Raw genomic sequence first — 17,980 nt, 5'->3', positions numbered from 1 at the left:
GGAATATGAAACTGAGGTTCTTGGGAGCTTGCAGAGAGGTTGGACGTTCAGCCCTGTTCTTGGATGATAGCATCATGCTTGATTATGGGATAAAGATGGGTGAACCACCCGAGTATCCAGTTAATGGAGTCAGACCACGGGTTGTGCTGTTATCCCACTGCCACATTGACCACAGCGGTCTTGTGCCCAATCTCATGGACCTTGAACCCGATATATTCATGACCCCCCCTACTGCCGACCTTGCAAATCTACTACTTAGGGATAGTCTGAAGATCGCAGAATCCACCGGCGTGAATGCACCATACGACGCTGGAGATCTACATGCATTTATGTATAAAACAAAAACAATGGATTACCGCGTTAAATTCCATACACATGGTTATGATGTCGAGTTCTATGACGCAGGCCATATTCCAGGAGCGGCCTGCACCCATGTGATTTCAAAGAGCGGAGAAAGCTTGTTATACACAGGTGACTTAAATACTTCAGACACCCGCCTTGTATCTGGGGCAGTGGAATTTCCAGATGCTGATTACCTGGCAATAGAAAGCACTTATTTCTCAAAAGAACACACGTCAAGAAGGGAAACAGAAGCAGCTTTTATCGAATCTCTTAAGAGTACTCTGGATATAGGAGGTAATGTGATCATTCCGGCTTTCGCTATAGGCAGAACGCAGGAGATGCTTATGTTGCTGGATGCTCATGGTATCAGACCCTATGTGGACGGCATGGGCAAGGAAGCATATGAGATAATGATGAAACATCCCTCTTACCTGCGTAACCCCACACATCTGAAGAGAGCTTTTGACAATGCAATACTTGTAAAAAGTTCAAGGAGAGATGATGTGCCAATGGAATCCTCGGTCATCGTTACGACTTCCGGCATGCTTAACGGAGGACCGGCCATGTATTATCTCAACAAATTATACAATGATCCAAAATCCAAGATGATGCTTACAGGATACCAGGTAGAGGGAACTAACGGAAGAATGGCTTTAGATACCGGCATCATAGAAAATAATGGAATGCTGCAGCAATTGAGGATAAAACTGGAACAATATGATTTCTCAGCTCATGCCGGAGATAAAGAACTCAAAGCCATTGTGAAAGACTTCTGTGACAGGGGGACAAAAGCTGTTTTTACAATGCATGGCGACAATACAGAAGGATTTGCAACCTGGATTGAAGAAGAAATGGGTATCAAAGCTTATGCTCCGATTGCGGGACAAGAATTTATTCTTCAATAAACTGTTTTTTCAGTTTACTTGTGACCCTTTTAAGACTATCGATCGCCCCGCCATGCTCAGGATCTATTTCAAGAACGCGTAAAAAGCATTTTGTGGCTTCTTCCAGTTGCCCAAGACTCTTATATGCTATGCCTTTTTTGTACCATATCACAGCGAATTTACAGTCTAGTTCCAATTCTTTATGCAACTTGCTATAGCAAGCTATAGCTTCTTCGTGCTTTCCAACATGACCCAGAGCCATACCTTTATTGAACAGGGCATTTTCATTTGAGGGATCAATTTCCAGCACTTTATTGTAGCAGAATATAGATTCATCATACTTTCCCAGGCTAAAAAGGGCTACTCCTTTATTGCACCACACATCCACATCAAGCTTGTTATGCTTAAGAGCCATATCAAAACATTCAAGAGCTTTTTCATACATACCAAGATAGGAGTAGGCTATACCCTTATTTCCCAAAATAAGTGCTATCAAATCATGATTCCAGAGAGATGGATCCCCAGAATGTGACTCCAATATCTTGTCATAACAGGCTATCTTATCTTCAGGGTCTTCGCTAAAAAAACTTTCTTTGAACCAGTAATCATCGAAACTTTGTTCATCCATCGCCCTATCCTCTGATCACAAATGATCCAATCCAAAAATCAAAATAATAATAGCACGCCTGGAAGAAACATTACGACAATACTATCATATTTACAATTTTCGGATACAGACAGCCTCTGTAGCCATGACTTATATGATGAAAATTATTGTATATATACATACTCATATAATCTATTCAGGCCATATTTTAAGGATAATAAAAACAATAAAGTTAGGTGTTTGAAATATCCAACATTTTCGCGGAGGAACACGATATTCCAGTCATGTCAATATTAGCGTGCAGGATACTAGAAGATGAGATATTTCATGTCCTGTCATTGAAAAATGCTTTTGACTATCTGTTCGTTGCAGATACAAAAGAAACACATGGACTTATAAGGCGCCTAAAAACAGGAGGCACACCTTATACATCTGTGCCTCCAGACAGGATACACGATATGGTCAGGCAAGCAGGAAGCTCCTGGAGAAGTAACATTTTTAGACGATTGTTTAGAAAGAAAACTACAGATGATGACTTTATTTTAGTAGTGCACATCCTTGAACTTGGATTACACAGAGACCTTAAATTGTTGCGCAAAGGAGTATATGCAGCAATAGAACAGATGTCTGTTTATTCAGATGGTATTCTCTTGTTCTACGGCCTGTGCGGGAACTCCTTCCAAAATATAGAGAATGACCTTTCAGATATCAGATGCCCCATATATCTGCTAAGAGATTATGAAGATAACAGAGTAGATGATTGCATAAGCATAGCTTTGGGGGGCAACAGAAAATATGAAAAAGCTTTCGAGGCATGCAGAGGAAAGGGCAGTTTATTTTTCACTCCTATGTGGGCATCCAACTGGAAAGATGTAGATGCTCCCGGTGATAAACAGACTGATCTGAAAACAATATGTGACTCATTTAAAAGACATCATATCAGCCGGATTGTGAAAATAGAAAGGAGTACACGACATGATCCTGCTTTTGAGCAAAATATAAATCAGTTTGCTGAAATGTTCGGACTGGAGATCATGTCCATCCCCGGGACTACAGAGATCGTGGAAAAATGCTACTTAGATGCGAAAAACGAAATAATGAACAAATATAAAAAAGCACACTGTTAAAAATCTCTTTTTACATTTTTCTGGGTATATTATCAATATGAACCACTTTATTTGCGTCATCACCTACAAGACACATACCTTTCTTGTCCATTGCCCAGATCCGATAATGCGGAATCATGTCCTTTGGAATAACTTCCGAAGGCAAATTATTGATGTCAAGGACACAGGTTTCAATTAGAGTGTGATCGTCAGGATTTAGTTCCATTATACTGATAATTTTCCTTATCATATCCAACAGGTCTTCAATATTCTCATGATCCCATGCCTCAATGCGCTTGCATATTATAGGCAGAATATTCTCTTGAACTCCTTTATTAGCAAGTATTTTGGAAGCCATACAAATAGAAGCGTTATCAGCCTTCGATTCTTCATCTGGCCCCCTAAAGCAGAAACTACCTTCTTCGACCATAAGATCAAAATCAAGAGGAAATCTGGATTTATCAATGGCTTTCTTAACAGTGTCTATAGTAAGATCATAATCATTTGCTATCCGTTCAATAGCCTTACCTATAACCATACATTTATCCATAATCATTAGCTCCTCTTTGAATTATCTGTTCCAGATCTGCAGCCGTATTGATGTTGGTAAAAGACACAAGTTCCTCATCAATAAACTGAATCCTTTCCATAGTTATGAACCTTATATCATGTAATTGTGATACAGCCGCCATCACACGATATTCATCTTGTTTTATAGACTTCTCGATGGCAGGCACAAATCGCTCCTTATTATAAACAGAATGTAATGGCTCTTTTCTTCCATTATTCCACACAGGGATGGCAGCATCATGGCCTACAGCTTCATTAAACAGAAAATCTATGACATCATATCTTATAAAAGGCATATCACAAGCCACAACAAATACATATTCACCGGATGCTTCCCGCATACCTTCCAGCATCCCGCCAAGAGGACCTTTCCCTTGATGCACATCACACAATAATCGTACATCTCGTACATATTTAGAGAAGGCTGCCTGTTGCTTGTGGTCCCTTACCGAAACGATCACCTCATCCACTACCGAATTGAGGACTTCTATAGTTTTATCCAGCAAGGTTATACCATGGCAGGTCAGCAAAGCTTTTTCCCTTTCTCCAAGCCTTGTTCCCTTACCACCAGCTAATATCAGAGCAGATCTTTGCATTGAGCCTCAACCATTTGAATGACCTAAGATTATGGACTAGGGTATAGAATATTACTTTAAATTTTAGTTTCGCAATACTTAAAATAGATTCCTACATACTTGAAGTTATGATCGAGAATCCTGAACTGGAATGTATCAATGCACTTGCCAGAGAAATACTTGTGGCAGCGCGCACAGCACCAAAAGGCAAAGGTAAGGATGACCTTGTAACCGGTATCCTTGAACGTGATGAGCAGGAAACCCTTGCCAGATTCATGGAAGGTATGGCTGATGAAAGAGGAGATTTTTTTGCATTCTTTAAAAGAGATGCAAGAAATATAAGAGATGCTGACGCTGTGGTGCTCATAGGTCTGCGCAATGCAGGCGTTGTAGGACTTAATTGTGGTGCATGCGGATATAAAAAATGTGACGAGATGCTGGAAGCACAAAAGGTAAAGACAGATTTCAAGGGCCCACAGTGCAGTATCAAATACATAGACTTGGGGATTGCATTAGGATGTGCTGCAGCCAAGGCCAAAGACCTGTGTATCGACAACAGAATATTTTACAGTGCAGGTACAGCAGCTATTAAAGCAGAGATGATAAAGGCCGACATCGCTCTGGCAATTCCTTTAAGCATTACAGGTAAGAACATTTTCTTTGATCGGAAGTGGCCTTAAGTTTCAGGCAAGTCCACGCCGCCTTTCACTACGATATTCATCAAGCAGGGAAGCCAAATGTTGATGTTCCTGCTCCCTTCTCTTTTTCTTTGCATCTTCTTCCCATGCGGACAATGCCTGTTCCAGAACTTTGGGTTCTACAGTAGCAAAATCATCAAATCTTTGAACTACTACGTTTTTAAGCACCGGCACATTGCCCTGGAAAAACGCTTCATTAGCTGCATGGGAAATATCATCTTTTATGATCACAGCTCTTATACCAGTCTCCACCAGTATGGCTGCTGTGCCTGCAGCACCTCCGCTGGAATCTTCAAGCAAGAGCACATCACCTTTTTTAATACCATACATATCCATTGTCTGCTGGATAGCCTCTTTTGTAAAAGCAGTCACTACTTTTACAGGTAAGCCCTCGCCTTTGATCTCTTTCTTACGTATCTGTTTCAGTTTCTTGATGTGCTGGCGTGAGTCTTGAAGGGCTTGTTGAGACTTTTTAAGCTCCGTTTTGAGCCTTGAGATCTCCGTATCACGTATATGTATCTCTTTTTGTTTACGAAGCTCCAGAGATTCGGCTTTTTTCAGCTTGTTAATACGAGCTTCCATCTCTGCTATGCTTCGGTCCTTCTCTGAATTTAATCCTTTCAGTTCCTGCACATATTCCTTAAGCTCATGGATCTTAATATTTTTCTGCCGTATAAGTTCCTGAAGCTTTTTTGTCTGCTCATCTGCATCGATGCTTTCTCCTGATGCAGATACTGTTTCAGGCCGGAGGGGAACAGGCACAGCAGTTACCTTTTCTATGGCTTCTTCTATGGAATAACCATTTATGACGTGGTACTTGATCAGATCAAGGTCTGCAAACCGAGGAGCTTTTTTCTCCACTCTGCTAAAAATGTTCTTGTAATTACGATAGGTATTAATAGCAGCAGCCAGTGAATCCCTTTCGTGGTCATTGGAATAACCGAAAGGCCGTGCCATTGCGATCTTTTCTTCAGCACGCAGTTCTGTGCCAGGAGTACCTAATACCGCCTTAAAGCTGCGGCGAATCTTCTCTACTGCCGCAGGTGTGGGATAGACATCTGTTGCAACAATTGCAGGCTTACCATGGTCTGATATCAGCTTGACGACCTGATCGTGAGACATGCCCCTGAAACTATTGGAAAAGAGAAGTTCACCATTCAGGGAAAGAATAGCTATTCCCACAGTGGTGCCTGGATCAATACCAACAATAGTGTATTTACGTTTAGAAGGGGCGAGAGGAATATACTTGATCTTATCTCTTTCAACACTACGGATGCTTACCTGCACATCTGCATTAACTGAAGGATGCACAGGTATCTTCTCACGGCTGGCATTGACTATAAAATCAGTACGCACATAGCCACCAAAACCTTCTATGGACTTGGCTGTAAAGGTAACACCTGTTTCTTTTGAAAACTTGCGCAGGATCTGCTCTATCAGACGGCTTTTTTCCTTAACAGCACCATGCACCTTACGCCTATACCTGTTCTGGCTCCAACCCCCTCTGCCCAATGACCTGGCCCTGCTGACCTTGATCCTGGTAACATCTTCAAACAGGGAGACTTCACACCCAACGCTCATAGCTGCAAGCCGGGCACATGCTTCGGCTTCATCTCCCGGATTGAACTGGTTCATGGAAATGCCATGTTCCTGTGCAAGCTTAAGGAGAGGCTGTTGGTGCAAACCGCCTGTTACCTGAATAAGCCTGGTGGGTTCCGGCAGTTTATCCAGGAAACGGATGAGATCATCCTTATCCGAAGCAAGCTCAAAGATATTATCTACTGCAATATAGTCTGGACTGTCATCATGTACCATCTTAAGGATACGATTCCGACTGACCATACTGTGGCGATGCACCTGGCCGTCCTTAAGGATGGACACGGCATATTTGGGGATCAGTTGTGCCCTCGAGGATCCCTTTGCAATATCAATCCCGTAAATGATGCCATTATGCATACATTAGATAGTTATTCGATTTCTGGAATATATTTGTGTTCACTGGCCCTTAACATAAGCTATTGATGATTCAAGTTCGGCATCCAGTTCGTACTTGCGCTTGAAAAAGGAAAGAATATTAGAAATATCCCGCTCAAGCAATTCATCTGCATGCGGATGCGAAAGCTCGACATACTGTGGCCAGTCGATGATCTGCACACCTTCCTCGTGAACGAAAGTGTTATACTCGCTCATATCAGCGTGTATGATACCTTTTGCATAAGCCAGTTTCAATTGCCTCAGGATCTCATCAAAGAACCACTGGGGATCTTCGAGCTTTGTCTTGTACAGTAAAGAGCCTCTGGCGATCTCCATAACAAGAGCATGCCGATTGTGGTCAATAAGCTTGGGAACAGATACGTAAGGATAAAGCTTGTTTATAACATCAGCCTCTCGTTTTGCTGCAAGGCGGGCTGCATATATCCAAGACATGTGCTCACGGTCACCGATATGACTGCGATTACGTTTGACCTGTGTGAAACTGGTACGACCTTCCCGGTGGAACTTGATAACCACACCTTCGGGATCTCCAATACCCAGTTCAGGTTCTTTCATAGCTTCCAACACCACTGATTCCTTACCGACACCTATCTCGTTGCCAATGGCACTGATAGTCTTTCTTTGCACAAAAGTGTGCAAGGCAAGAGCATCATATCCTTCAAAATATATCTGATACCCTTCATAAGGAACTGTTGTGAAAGCAAACATTTTCAGTTTGCCAAGCTTTTTGAGCCGAAAGGACAAATGATCGTATGTCATGCGGGTAAATTTCATGACATTCTCAACAGGCACCCATTCATAATCTTTCATTCCGATCTCTATGCCCGTAAGGATGCGTATGTCCTTGTTATCCAGTTGTTTAAATACTCTGATGACGTCGTCTATCATTCAGGATTTTATATGACAGGATGGTTTAGAATATTTGTGGTTGACAGGATAATTAAACCTGAGATTGGAGATATAAAAACAAAGAAAAGTCAATTATGACATTTTCACTTTATAGGCTGACGGATAATGGTCTTAAGTTTTTCAGGAGCAGATTTCCTGGGATCGCTCAAATATATCTCATGGTGCTTGCCTCTGAGAGAATAGCCATTGTCCTCAATGAACTTGTGCAACTTGCTGACCGTAGGAGTTTCAGTAGCATAGGGTCCTATATGCATGATCTGTGCTGATAATCCTTCATCATATTTTTCAAAACGAATTCTGGAAAGACCGGTAAGCCCTTTCTTCTTTTCAACCTGCTCAAGCGCCTGGCTTACCATTGCTTTAGTAACAAATGAAGGTTGCATGATCATCGATGTCCATTTCCATGTATTCTTGTTTTCAACACTGAACTCTTCCATGTCATCTGCCCACCATAAACCTTCAAGGGGCATAACTACATAATCTTTAGAGTTATCGCTTTTCTTAGCCATGAATTTCAGAGCATATGATACTGAGTACAGTGCCTCGATCGAGTCCATATATTCCTGTGAGGTGTTCGGGTCACCCGCCCCATCTATCATCAGATAGGACATTGGAGGCACTTCCACTACAGATGTTTCTTTTGCAGACGGGGCATAAAGTTGCTTCATTTCCTTCTTAAGATCGATCTTCGTCATCCTATTACCTGCATATTTGATCTTATTTGACTGAAAAAAATTAGATGTACATTTCATTTAAGGCCCGATAGCATATAGATAGTCGTACTTTACCCCAGGTAAGACTACATTCAAGCCTTGATGTAATTTACAATTTATGTTGAAAAATCCAGGTTAGTCCATTGTCAAATAAGAATATCAATTTTTTGAAGATGAGTTATGCTTACTTTAGGTGGACGAGATTTTGTAACGAGTGCAAGTAAATATTTATTTTCTATGACATAGCTTAAATGATAAACATCCGACAAATCCAATTTTCTGCTTAAATTAGAAAACATGGTTTTATTTGAGAGTTTACAATATGCTTCTTTCAAAGTCCACATGATAAAAAAATCAGAGCTATCCTTAGAGGAAGTACCGTCTGGCAATGATCTATCAATTGATTTTGAGATGCTTGTAACCGACCTTGACCTTATAACCTCTATGTCGATACCAAGATCTATTTTGGATATTGCAAGAACAATAATATTTTCACTGTATGCGATACAAACATGCAGGTCATTATAATCGCATACATGAACCCTTCCACATTCATCCTTGATAGTGGAAATACAAGACCATGGTTTTTCCTTAAGGATACCGGAGAGAGATTTAAGAACCATTCTTGATACAATATACCTTTTTTTGAAATACTCTGTTTTCAGCGTATCAAGATGTGCCTTCTCTATTTCATTGAGGTAGTCTGCACAAAGAGATGGATACTCATTCAAATCGATAATGAAAATAAGAACCTCATTTTCGTTCCAAAGATCCGTCACTTGTTTGACCGAAACAGTGGATGGTGTTAATTCTTCGATTTCCATGAAAATCCCTGAGAGAAGTATTATCCAATTTACCTCTGTTAAGTACAAAATGCTAAGCATCAAACAATTCTTTTAGACCAAGTTCCCAATCAGCCCACAACTCATTCCGATCTTTACTTCTTGTCATAACTTCAATCACAGTACTGTTTGGTTCTGCGAACATCATTTCATGATCTTCTTCACCAAGCTCTTCATTTATGGGCCAGGCAATTTTTTCTTCATACAAACTAAACTGAGCATCTACTCCTTCCTTATTTCCCCTGGCGTCCAGTCTAATCCATTTATCAAAGTCTCTAAGATATACCGCATTAAGACCATGTAATACTTTTTTGCCAGAATCATTATCTGAACGAAGTTTCTGATAGCAAAAACCAGTTGGTATTGAAAAATATCTCAGCATAGCTGCAAGCAGGTGGGATTTGGCACAACATATCCCATGTCCATATCTCAAAACTTCTGATGACTTGCATGTTACTTCATGTGCACCAATATCGCCTGAATGGGATATTTCATCCCTGACAAATTCATATACTTTTTTAATCAGATGGATCTCATCTGTTACGCCATTCTCTAAATCACGACATTTGGAGACGATCAGCTCATTATCGTAGTCTATAACTTTGGTTCTTTTAATGTAATCTTGGATATTGGCACTTTCAGCTTTCATTCCCTTTCCTTCATATAATTTGATATATGCTACACTGAAAACTAAAATCTCTTCGAGAATTCTATATACACACTTTAATTATTAACCAAACCGCTGACATTCAAAAAAATAATTGGTTAATACTTGCATAATTAGCCTTATATAATCTGCAGTCACCTATAAGCTCCCAAAATCATCAAGGATATACCATGTCTCTTAATTTCAGAGTAGTGCTCGTTGAGCCTTTATATCAGGGAAATGTAGGTTCTGTGGCCAGGGCGATGAAGAATTTTGGTTTTACAGACCTTGCGCTGGTAAACCCATGCCCTCTTGAAGGAGAAGCGCGTGCAATGTCATCTCATGCACGTGATGTACTTGAAGGTGCAACCATCACGAACAGCATACAAGAAGCTGTTGTAGGTGCAAACCTCCTTATAGGCACCACTGGTATAACCGGTAGTAAATTCGATGAGCACATACGTATCCCAGCATTTGTTCCAAGAGAATTGAAAAAAAATCTGGAAGGATACTCTGGAACCATCGCACTGCTCTTTGGCAGGGAAGATAAAGGCTTCATGAAAGAGGAATTATGTATGATGGACATGATCCTCACAATTCCTACATCCGAAATATACCCGGTGATGAATCTCTCACATGCTGTCGCAGTGGTACTTTACGAACTGAGCGGCGTAGAAGCAGGAGAAACGCCACTTGCAGATGCTTTTGATACAAAACTTTTGATGGAGCATTTTTCCCAATTGCTGAAAGATATCGAATACCCTGCACACAAAAAAGATAAAACGGAACTGATGTTAAAAAGGATATTCGGAAGGGCACGCCTGATCCCAAGGGAAGTACAAACTCTAAGGGGTGTCCTGCGCAGGATACAGAGGTGCATGGTCTCAAATAAGAAAATTTGAGCAAATGTATACACGAAATATTGATATAAATTAAAAACTATGGTTGGTGCCGGTACAAAATCTGCGCACCTAACTTTGAGAAAGACATGACAGAAATAAAATGGGAAGAAAACTTCAAAGCATTCCTCAAGCAGTACTACTGGGATGATATTCTTCAACTTGCTAACGAATACCCGGACCAGAGAAGTCTTACAGTTGATTTTTCAAACCTTGAGATATTTGACAGAGAACTGGCTGCAGAGTTATTAGAACAGCCGTCAGAAGTATTGCCTTCTGCTGACAAGGCCTTGCAGGAGATCGACCTGCCCATTGATAAGACCTTGGATAAGGCAAAAGTAAGGTTCGAAAAGGTTCCCGGCAAGATACCTATCAGGGACCTGAGAAGTAAGAATCTGATGAAATTCATTGCTATTGAGGGCATGATCCGCAAAGCGACTGAAGTTCGCCCCAAGATAATAAATGCTGCCTTTATGTGCATGCGATGTGAACATGTAACTTTCGTGCCGCAAACTGAAATGAAATTCGTAGAGCCTCTGGAATGTGAGAATGATACATGCGGTAAAAGAGGACCTTTTAAGATACTTATGGAGCAATCCGTATTTGTGGATGCCCAGAAACTGCAGATACAAGAATCACCCGAAAACCTGAGGGGAGGAACACAGCCACAGAGCTTGGATGTGGATGTAGAAGAAGATCTTGCAGGTATCGTAAAACCTGGTGATAGGATCGTTATCAATGGTGTTCTCCGATCCCATCAACGTACTACCCGTGAGGGAAAATCTCCTTTTTATGACCTCGTGCTGGATGCAAACTCTATGGAAAATGTGGACAAAGAGTTCGATGAACTGCAGATAACCCCTGAAGAGGAAGACATTATTAAGGAAATGAGCCAGGATCCCCACATATATGATAAGATCATACGGTCTATTGCGCCTTCAATCTATGGACACGAAGATGTAAAGGAAGCACTGGCATTGCAGTTATTTTCAGGCGTTCCTAAGCATCTCCCCGACGGATCAAGGGTAAGGGGAGATATCCACATGCTTTTTGTGGGTGACCCGGGTGTGGCAAAAAGTCAGCTTCTCCGCTACATGGTAAAACTCGCACCCAGAGGTGTATTCGCTTCAGGAAAAAGTGCCTCAAGCAGCGGTCTTACTGCAGCTGCTGTGAAAGATGAAATGGGAGACGGACGCTGGACACTGGAAGCTGGAGCACTGGTCATGGCTGACATGGGTATTGCCGCAGTGGATGAAATGGACAAGATGCGTTCTGAAGACAAAAGTGCACTCCACGAAGCTATGGAGCAACAAACTATATCCATTGCAAAGGCCGGTATACTCGCCACACTGAAGTCCAGATGTGCACTTCTTGGTGCTGCTAACCCAAAATATGGAAGGTTTGACAGGTATGAGGGTATTGCCCAACAGATCAATATGCCCCCGGCGCTTATGTCAAGGTTTGATATGATCTTCGTGCTTCTTGACACACCAAATGAGGAAAAAGATACACGGATCGCTAAGCATATACTTAAGTCCCACTATGCAGGTGAGCTTTCTGAACAACGCAAAAAGATGGCTACAAGCAAGGTGACACAGGAACAGGTCGACGAACAGATGGAAATTATCATTCCTGATATTGACCCGGACCTTATGAGAAAATATGTAGCCTACTCACGCAGAAATATTTTCCCTATAATGGAAGAAGAAGCAAGGGAACATTTGGTGAAGTTTTACATGGACCTGCGTAAAATGGGAGAAGGCAAAGATGCCCCCGTCCCGGTAACAGCTAGGCAGTTGGAAGCCCTCGTAAGACTTGCAGAAGCGAGTGCAAGAGTGCGCCTTAGCGATGTTGTTACTATGGACGATGCAAAACGTACGACAAAAATAGTATATTCATGCATGAAACAGGTAGGTGTTGACCCGTCCACCGGAGCTTTCGATGTTGATGTGATCGCATCCGGTACCAGCAAGAGCCAGAGAGACAAAATAAAAGTTCTCAAGGAGATCATCAGGCAGGTGGGTGGCAGACACCCCGCAGGTAAAGCACCTCTTGAAGAGATCTATGCAGAAGCATCTGTAGAAGGTATTGACAGAGCTCATGCAGAAGACATGATCGCAAAAATGCGCAGATCTGGCGACCTGATGAAACCGGATCATGATAGTGTAAAGCTTGTGTGAGGAATAATCGATGTATCTGAAGGTCCATAATTCCGGTAGCAATGTCGTTGTTGCCATATGCGACAAGGAGATCCTTGGAAAGACCTTAAAAGAAGGAAATATCACAGTTACAGTGAATGAAGGATTTTTTTGTGGAGAAATTGTTGATTCCGAAAGCGTGGAAAAAGCTTTGAAGAATGCAACCACAGCAAACCTTTTTGGAGTGAAATGCATTCAGTGTGCCATTAATTGCGGTGTGGTGAATCCACAAAGTGTGATATACATAGATGGCGTACCTCATGCTCAAATATTCCAAATATAATGCCGATGATAATTTATATATATAGTAATAGATAATTGTCATAAATATTATCTAGTTGGAGACAAATGAATGACCACCGATGGAGATGGCGTAGGGGTTACTTTATATGACCGTGAAGGTCTGATCGATGCAGTGATCCTTAAGCACAATAGAATGTTAGAGAAGTACAATTTTGAATTCGAAGAGCTTGATACAAGATTTTCTTCTTACTCTCAGGGAATAGACGATAGCAAGAAAAAACATGAAGAGCTACTCGAACGCATAGATGTACTTAAAGAAAAACGCCAGCAACTTTACCATCAGGCAGAGATGATGCTGGATAAATTAACCGAATCTGGTATGCAGCAGAAGGATGTCAACACCATACGTGACAACATTGCAAAAGCAAAACTGCTTTCCCCCGTAAATGAAGAAAAAGCGATTGTTGATTCCATCATGTCTGTTCTTTCTATTGGGGAAACTTCGGAAAGCAAATTATCTATAAAATCTAAGATAGAAGAAGCTGTAACATCTCATGAAGAGCTTAGAGCTGCATCCGGACTCGAATGTGGATTAATAGAAAATCAAAAGCTTCAAGAAGATGAACTAAATAAAGCAAAGCCAAGGCATTCATGGCTCGAAAAAAGAATACAGAGCCATAAAGAGGCTTTAAAGTATTGGGATAAACTGAAGGGTACAGATAAAGAGGTGATCACAGTATGACGGATGCATCATCCATTTCAGAAAAGGATCTGAAGTTAAAGGTAAATGACCTACGCACACAGATTGCCCGCGATGAAAAAGAACTTAGATCCTTATTCAATGAGTTACGCCTTCATCGAACCAATATGGGGGAGCTTAAGGAAAAGAGAGACGCTTTGAATTCCCAGGTCAAGGAAATGGTTACAAAAGCCAGGGAATTGAAAGGAAAAAGAGATGAAGTGAATGCTAAGATCTCCGAACTGAAAAATATAAAAAATGCAAGGATGTCTGCAAGTCAGCAAGCCTCAGATGCAATTGCAAAACTTAAGGCTGAAAGAGATGCTTTAAATCAGGTTTCAAGAGGAACTGTGGATATTATATCAAAAGCTTATTTTGCAGAGCTTGATACCTTCCTTAATGCAGATGTTCCTCTACAGCATGAGATAGATGTATTTGGAAGGCTGCTTCAGCTTGATGAGCGCCTTAGAGCTGCGATGCAAGCAGACGAAGTACACAAAAAGATACAGGAAACTTATGACTCTACAATGTCCCAACAGCCTGGTACAGGAGAGAACATAGGTTCTACTATAAAGGAACTTGCTGATGTCTCACAACAACACCATACAGAAATGATAGATCTTTACAAAAAAATAGATGAGGTGCGCAAAGATGCAGATCTCTGTCATGCCCAAATAAAAGAAAAATTTGGGGTTACAGAGCCATTAAGGGCCAGAATAGACCCTCTTAAGCAAAGAATCTCACTGCTTAGAGATGAACTAAACGGTTACCTTGAGAAGTTGAACGATATCCAGCTTGTAAAGGATGAAAAGAAACAGCAGGAACAAAGGATAGTTGCTAAAGAAAAGCTGGAAAAAACTGGAAAGATGAGTCTTCAAGACTTAAAAGTGCTTATGGAGAATGGAGACCTCGAACTGTAAGGTCCCATTTCTTTTAATTACTTTTTTTTCCAAGTATCGAGATCAAAACAGCAGCAATTATAGAAACTGGAATGGCAGTAACTAATGTGAAGCCTTCTATTTGATTGGTTCCTATTGAAATATCATCTATCAGACTATTATTCTGTTCGTCATCAATTTCATCTTCTGGTATGATAGGTGCAGGTAATTCTACATCCATATATTGAAACACTGGTGCAAAAGTAACTAGTTCTTCTCCATCACCTGCATAAATAGTATTTACAGTAATATTGAGTATCGTTCTGTTATTCTTCTGATAGGTGAAATTATTTCCTTCGCCAAGAACCTGGGTTTTTAATATCTTATTTCCCAATGATAACTCAAGCCATACACTGTCAGCTTCCTGATTTACGCCTTTTATGGAAAGATTATATCCCTGATAAAAATGCCAAGAGTTTCCTGTAACAAGATATATGCTTGAATCATTTACAAGTACATCTTCTACTATCACCACTGACTGAGCAGGCAAAACCAGAGCTATCGATGTAAGTAGAACAAGAAATAGTAATATAAATAGTGAAGATAGACGTTTGTCTATCCACGTGGATAAAGCCTTCATCTAGTACGTGTATAAACACATCTACCGGCAATAAGGTTTACCCTTTTTCCATCTTTTGTTCTGACCGAAATAGCCCCTGTGTCAGTGATGCCTACAGCTTTGCCTTCTATCATTCGTGAAGGTGTCATAATTGTGACATCTTTACCAATAGTGTCAGACAGATTTATCCACTCACTTAGTATTGCGGAGAATTCCTGTGTCTTGAACTTTATATACTGCTGTTCGAGTTCATACAATAAATTCTGCACGAATTCAACTCTATTAACCTCAGCACCAAGTTCTTTCTTGAGACTTGTAGCATTTTCACGTATTCCCGGCGGGAATTCTTCGATATTAACATTGGCATTTATACCTATTCCAATGATAACGTAATCGATCTGTTCCATTTCCGCATCTACTTCTGTGAGTATACCACATACTTTTTTTTCATTTACAAATATATCATTGGGCCATTTGATACGGGCATCCACTCCAAGAGAACGAATGGTATTTGCTACAGCAAGTCCGGTCATAAGAGTCAGCCTTGCTGCATGATCAAGGGGGACGTTTGGTTTAAGTATGACAGAAAGGTTGATACCTCCTTTTGGTGACTGCCAGTTCCTTCCCAGCCGGCCTCTACCTTTTTTCTGAACCTCAGCAATCACTACTGTCCCTTCTTCTGCTTCCTTTGCCATTTCCTTGGCAAAATTGTTAGTAGACTCCAGCTCTGCAAAATAAAGGATCTCATTACCTATCAATGTAGTATTCAATCCACTTTTGATCTCTTCAGGGTAAAGCATGTCAGGAACAACTTTTAGCACATAACCGGTTTTAGGCGAAGATTCAATTTCATAGCCCCCTTCTTTCAAGGAACTTATGTATTTCCACACCATAGCCCTGGAAATTCCTAACCGTTCTCCAAGATCCTCTCCTGAAACCGGCTTCCCGTCAGCTTCTTTTAAAATCCGCATGATCTCAGCTATATTATTCACTTTATCCCGCCAATAAACATCTATATGAAATCACTCTTTACCAGATTGTTTCTTCGCTGCCTGCATGTATGACTCTACAGCTGCAGTCACAGCAGCTACCTTTGTAGGCTTGTTCTCAAGTGCAGATGCAAGTGTAGCTCCTTTCTCTGAATCTTCCTTCACTACCCTTTTCACATGCTCAATGATGGAATTATCTTCAATGAAATGAGTTGTAAGATTGCCTTTGATGAACTGATCGTGCCTTATAACAGCTTTATGGAATGGGATATTAGTAGTTACACCAACCACTACATATTCATAAAGTGCTCTGTCCATTCTGTGTATGGCTTCTATGCGTGAAGGGGCCCATACACTTAGCTTTGAGATCATGGAATCATAATATGGAGAAATAGTATATCCCATATGCACACCGCTATCAACACGCACGCCCGGCCCTCCGGAAGAACGATACCTGCGGATCTTTCCGGGAGATGGAGCAAAATCATTCAATGGATCTTCAGCATTGATTCTGCATTCTATTGCCCAGCCTCTAAGAGGAATATCCTCCTGGGAATATGCAAGTTCTTCACCTGCAGCAATATATAGCTGCTTTTTAGCAAGATCAAGGCCGGTAATAAGCTCAGTTATTGTATGCTCTACCTGCAAGCGTGTGTTCATTTCAAGGAAATAAAATTGACCTTTGGAGTACAGAAACTCCATAGTACCTGCGCTTTCATAACCTATGGACTTAGCTCCTTTGACCGCTGCTTCCCCCATCAGTTCACGCATCTCCTCGGTAATAATAGGAGAAGGAGCTTCTTCGATCAGTTTTTGATGCCTGCGTTGTATGGAACATTCCCTCTCATTACAGTGCACCGTATTCCCGTGCTTGTCAGAAAGTAGCTGGAACTCTATATGCCTGGGTTCATCCAAATATTTCTCTATAAATACAGTTGGATCACCAAATGCAGACTTTGCAACGGACTGAATGGAAGTGATAGCATTTGCAAATTCCTCTCTGGAATGGACTATCTTCATTCCGATGCCTCCGCCACCTGCAGATGCCTTAATTATGACAGGATAACCGATATCTTCTGCAACCTCTGCCGCCTCGTCCAGATCAGATATAGCATTTTCCGTACCAGGAACTACAGGAACTCCTGCCTTACTCATAGTTTTACGGGCTTCTATCTTACTACCCATCTTTTTGATGACATCGGCTGGAGGGCCTATGAAAACAACTCCTGCTTCCTCACATTTGGATGCAAATACAGGATTCTCTGAGAGGAAACCATAGCCAGGATGGATAGCCTCGGAACCTGTCTTTTCAGCCACATCAAGTATTTTCTCCATATTGAGATAACTCTGACTTGAAGGTGCAGGGCCTATAAGATATGCTTCATCAGCATATTTTGCAAAGAGGGCATTCTTATCTGCTTCAGAATATACAGCAACTGTCTTCACGCCCAGTTCTCTGCAGGCGCGCATTGCCCTAATGGCTATCTCACCTCTGTTTGCAATGAGTACTTTATTGAACATGAAACCT

Annotated in this window: 19 protein-coding genes; 8 read left to right on the top strand and 11 right to left on the bottom strand. The window is 41.2% G+C overall.

What is annotated here, in order from left to right; translation table 11 throughout:
* The first annotated feature begins 5 nt into the window (after window positions 1-5).
* Entirely contained in the window at window positions 6-1,247 is a 1,242-nt protein-coding gene (locus tag ACC612_RS07960; RefSeq protein ID WP_371853975.1) for an MBL fold metallo-hydrolase, read from the top strand.
* On the opposite strand, the gene ACC612_RS07955 is transcribed toward ACC612_RS07960, so the two are convergent.
* Entirely contained in the window at window positions 1,234-1,854 is a 621-nt protein-coding gene (locus ACC612_RS07955; RefSeq protein WP_371853972.1) for a tetratricopeptide repeat protein, read from the bottom strand. The two genes, ACC612_RS07960 and ACC612_RS07955, sit on opposite strands and share 14 nt — an antisense overlap.
* Window positions 1,855-2,069: 215 nt before the next feature.
* Here ACC612_RS07955 and ACC612_RS07950 point away from each other — a divergent pair, with 215 nt between their 5' ends.
* Window positions 2,070-2,960 carry a DUF1638 domain-containing protein gene (locus ACC612_RS07950; protein WP_371853971.1) on the top strand — a complete coding sequence of 297 codons (891 nt, stop codon included), beginning with the start codon at window positions 2,070-2,072 and terminating at the stop codon, window positions 2,958-2,960.
* A gap of 10 nt (window positions 2,961-2,970) precedes the next feature.
* On the opposite strand, the gene ACC612_RS07945 is transcribed toward ACC612_RS07950, so the two are convergent.
* Both ACC612_RS07945 and ACC612_RS07940 read right to left on the bottom strand, forming a co-directional pair.
* Window positions 2,971-3,489: a hypothetical protein gene (locus ACC612_RS07945; RefSeq protein WP_371853970.1), complete on the bottom strand. Its 519-nt coding sequence runs from the start codon at window positions 3,487-3,489 to the stop codon at window positions 2,971-2,973.
* Window positions 3,482-4,105 carry a molybdenum cofactor guanylyltransferase gene (locus ACC612_RS07940; RefSeq protein ID WP_371853969.1) on the bottom strand — a complete coding sequence of 208 codons (624 nt, stop codon included), beginning with the start codon at window positions 4,103-4,105 and terminating at the stop codon, window positions 3,482-3,484. The genes ACC612_RS07945 and ACC612_RS07940 overlap by 8 nt, the downstream gene beginning before the upstream one ends.
* 107 nt (window positions 4,106-4,212) lie before the next feature.
* Here ACC612_RS07940 and ACC612_RS07935 point away from each other — a divergent pair, with 107 nt between their 5' ends.
* On the top strand, window positions 4,213-4,764 hold the full coding sequence (locus ACC612_RS07935; protein WP_371853968.1) for a ferredoxin domain-containing protein: 552 nt from the start codon (window positions 4,213-4,215) through the stop codon (window positions 4,762-4,764).
* 3 nt (window positions 4,765-4,767) lie between these two features.
* Here the strand turns inward: ACC612_RS07935 and ACC612_RS07930 are convergent, their stop codons facing one another.
* The 5 genes from ACC612_RS07930 to ACC612_RS07910 all read right to left on the bottom strand — a co-directional run bounded on the left by ACC612_RS07930 (window position 4,768) and on the right by ACC612_RS07910 (window position 9,890).
* Window positions 4,768-6,738, bottom strand: a complete 1,971-nt coding sequence (locus tag ACC612_RS07930) for a DUF460 domain-containing protein (protein WP_371853967.1) — start codon at window positions 6,736-6,738, stop codon at window positions 4,768-4,770.
* A 39-nt stretch (window positions 6,739-6,777) separates the two neighbouring features.
* Window positions 6,778-7,665: a serine/threonine-protein kinase RIO2 gene (locus ACC612_RS07925; protein WP_371853966.1), complete on the bottom strand. Its 888-nt coding sequence runs from the start codon at window positions 7,663-7,665 to the stop codon at window positions 6,778-6,780.
* A gap of 104 nt (window positions 7,666-7,769) precedes the next feature.
* Window positions 7,770-8,381 (bottom strand): GyrI-like domain-containing protein, encoded by a 612-nt coding sequence (locus ACC612_RS07920; RefSeq protein WP_371853965.1) that lies wholly within the window; start codon window positions 8,379-8,381, stop codon window positions 7,770-7,772.
* A 164-nt stretch (window positions 8,382-8,545) separates the two neighbouring features.
* On the bottom strand, window positions 8,546-9,223 hold the full coding sequence (locus ACC612_RS07915) for a 4'-phosphopantetheinyl transferase superfamily protein (protein ID WP_371853964.1): 678 nt from the start codon (window positions 9,221-9,223) through the stop codon (window positions 8,546-8,548).
* A 52-nt stretch (window positions 9,224-9,275) separates the two neighbouring features.
* Entirely contained in the window at window positions 9,276-9,890 is a 615-nt protein-coding gene (locus ACC612_RS07910) for a transglutaminase family protein (RefSeq protein WP_371853963.1), read from the bottom strand.
* A 188-nt stretch (window positions 9,891-10,078) separates the two neighbouring features.
* On the opposite strand from ACC612_RS07910, the gene ACC612_RS07905 reads away from it, so the two are divergent.
* The 5 genes from ACC612_RS07905 (at window position 10,079) to ACC612_RS07885 (ending at window position 14,886) form a co-directional block, all read left to right on the top strand.
* The gene (locus ACC612_RS07905) at window positions 10,079-10,789 is read left to right on the top strand and encodes an RNA methyltransferase (protein WP_371853962.1); all 711 of its coding nucleotides are present in this window, start codon (window positions 10,079-10,081) and stop codon (window positions 10,787-10,789) included.
* An 86-nt stretch (window positions 10,790-10,875) separates the two neighbouring features.
* A complete protein-coding gene (locus tag ACC612_RS07900) occupies window positions 10,876-12,966 on the top strand; it encodes a minichromosome maintenance protein MCM (RefSeq protein WP_371853961.1) in 2,091 nt (696 codons plus the stop codon).
* A 10-nt stretch (window positions 12,967-12,976) separates the two neighbouring features.
* On the top strand, window positions 12,977-13,267 hold the full coding sequence (locus ACC612_RS07895) for a DUF424 domain-containing protein (protein WP_371853960.1): 291 nt from the start codon (window positions 12,977-12,979) through the stop codon (window positions 13,265-13,267).
* Between the two features lie 69 nt (window positions 13,268-13,336).
* Window positions 13,337-13,969 carry a hypothetical protein gene (locus ACC612_RS07890; RefSeq protein ID WP_371853959.1) on the top strand — a complete coding sequence of 211 codons (633 nt, stop codon included), beginning with the start codon at window positions 13,337-13,339 and terminating at the stop codon, window positions 13,967-13,969.
* Window positions 13,966-14,886, top strand: a complete 921-nt coding sequence (locus ACC612_RS07885; RefSeq protein WP_371853958.1) for a coiled-coil protein — start codon at window positions 13,966-13,968, stop codon at window positions 14,884-14,886. The genes ACC612_RS07890 and ACC612_RS07885 overlap by 4 nt, the downstream gene beginning before the upstream one ends.
* Window positions 14,887-14,899: 13 nt before the next feature.
* Here ACC612_RS07885 and ACC612_RS07880 read toward each other — a convergent pair whose 3' ends face one another.
* The 3 genes from ACC612_RS07880 to ACC612_RS07870 form a co-directional block, all read right to left on the bottom strand.
* Entirely contained in the window at window positions 14,900-15,376 is a 477-nt protein-coding gene (locus ACC612_RS07880) for an S-layer protein domain-containing protein (protein WP_371853957.1), read from the bottom strand.
* Window positions 15,377-15,480: 104 nt separating this feature from the next.
* A complete protein-coding gene (locus ACC612_RS07875; protein WP_371854090.1) occupies window positions 15,481-16,434 on the bottom strand; it encodes a biotin--[acetyl-CoA-carboxylase] ligase in 954 nt (317 codons plus the stop codon).
* A 51-nt stretch (window positions 16,435-16,485) separates the two neighbouring features.
* Window positions 16,486-17,973 carry an acetyl-CoA carboxylase biotin carboxylase subunit gene (locus ACC612_RS07870; RefSeq protein WP_371853956.1) on the bottom strand — a complete coding sequence of 496 codons (1,488 nt, stop codon included), beginning with the start codon at window positions 17,971-17,973 and terminating at the stop codon, window positions 16,486-16,488.
* Window positions 17,974-17,980 lie beyond the last annotated feature (7 nt).

Source organism: Methanomethylovorans sp. (genome assembly GCF_041447285.1).
Taxonomy (GTDB): domain Archaea; phylum Halobacteriota; class Methanosarcinia; order Methanosarcinales; family Methanosarcinaceae; genus Methanomethylovorans.
The sequence above is the reverse complement of the archived record's forward strand: the minus strand, read 5'-3'. Positions and strand labels throughout refer to the sequence as shown.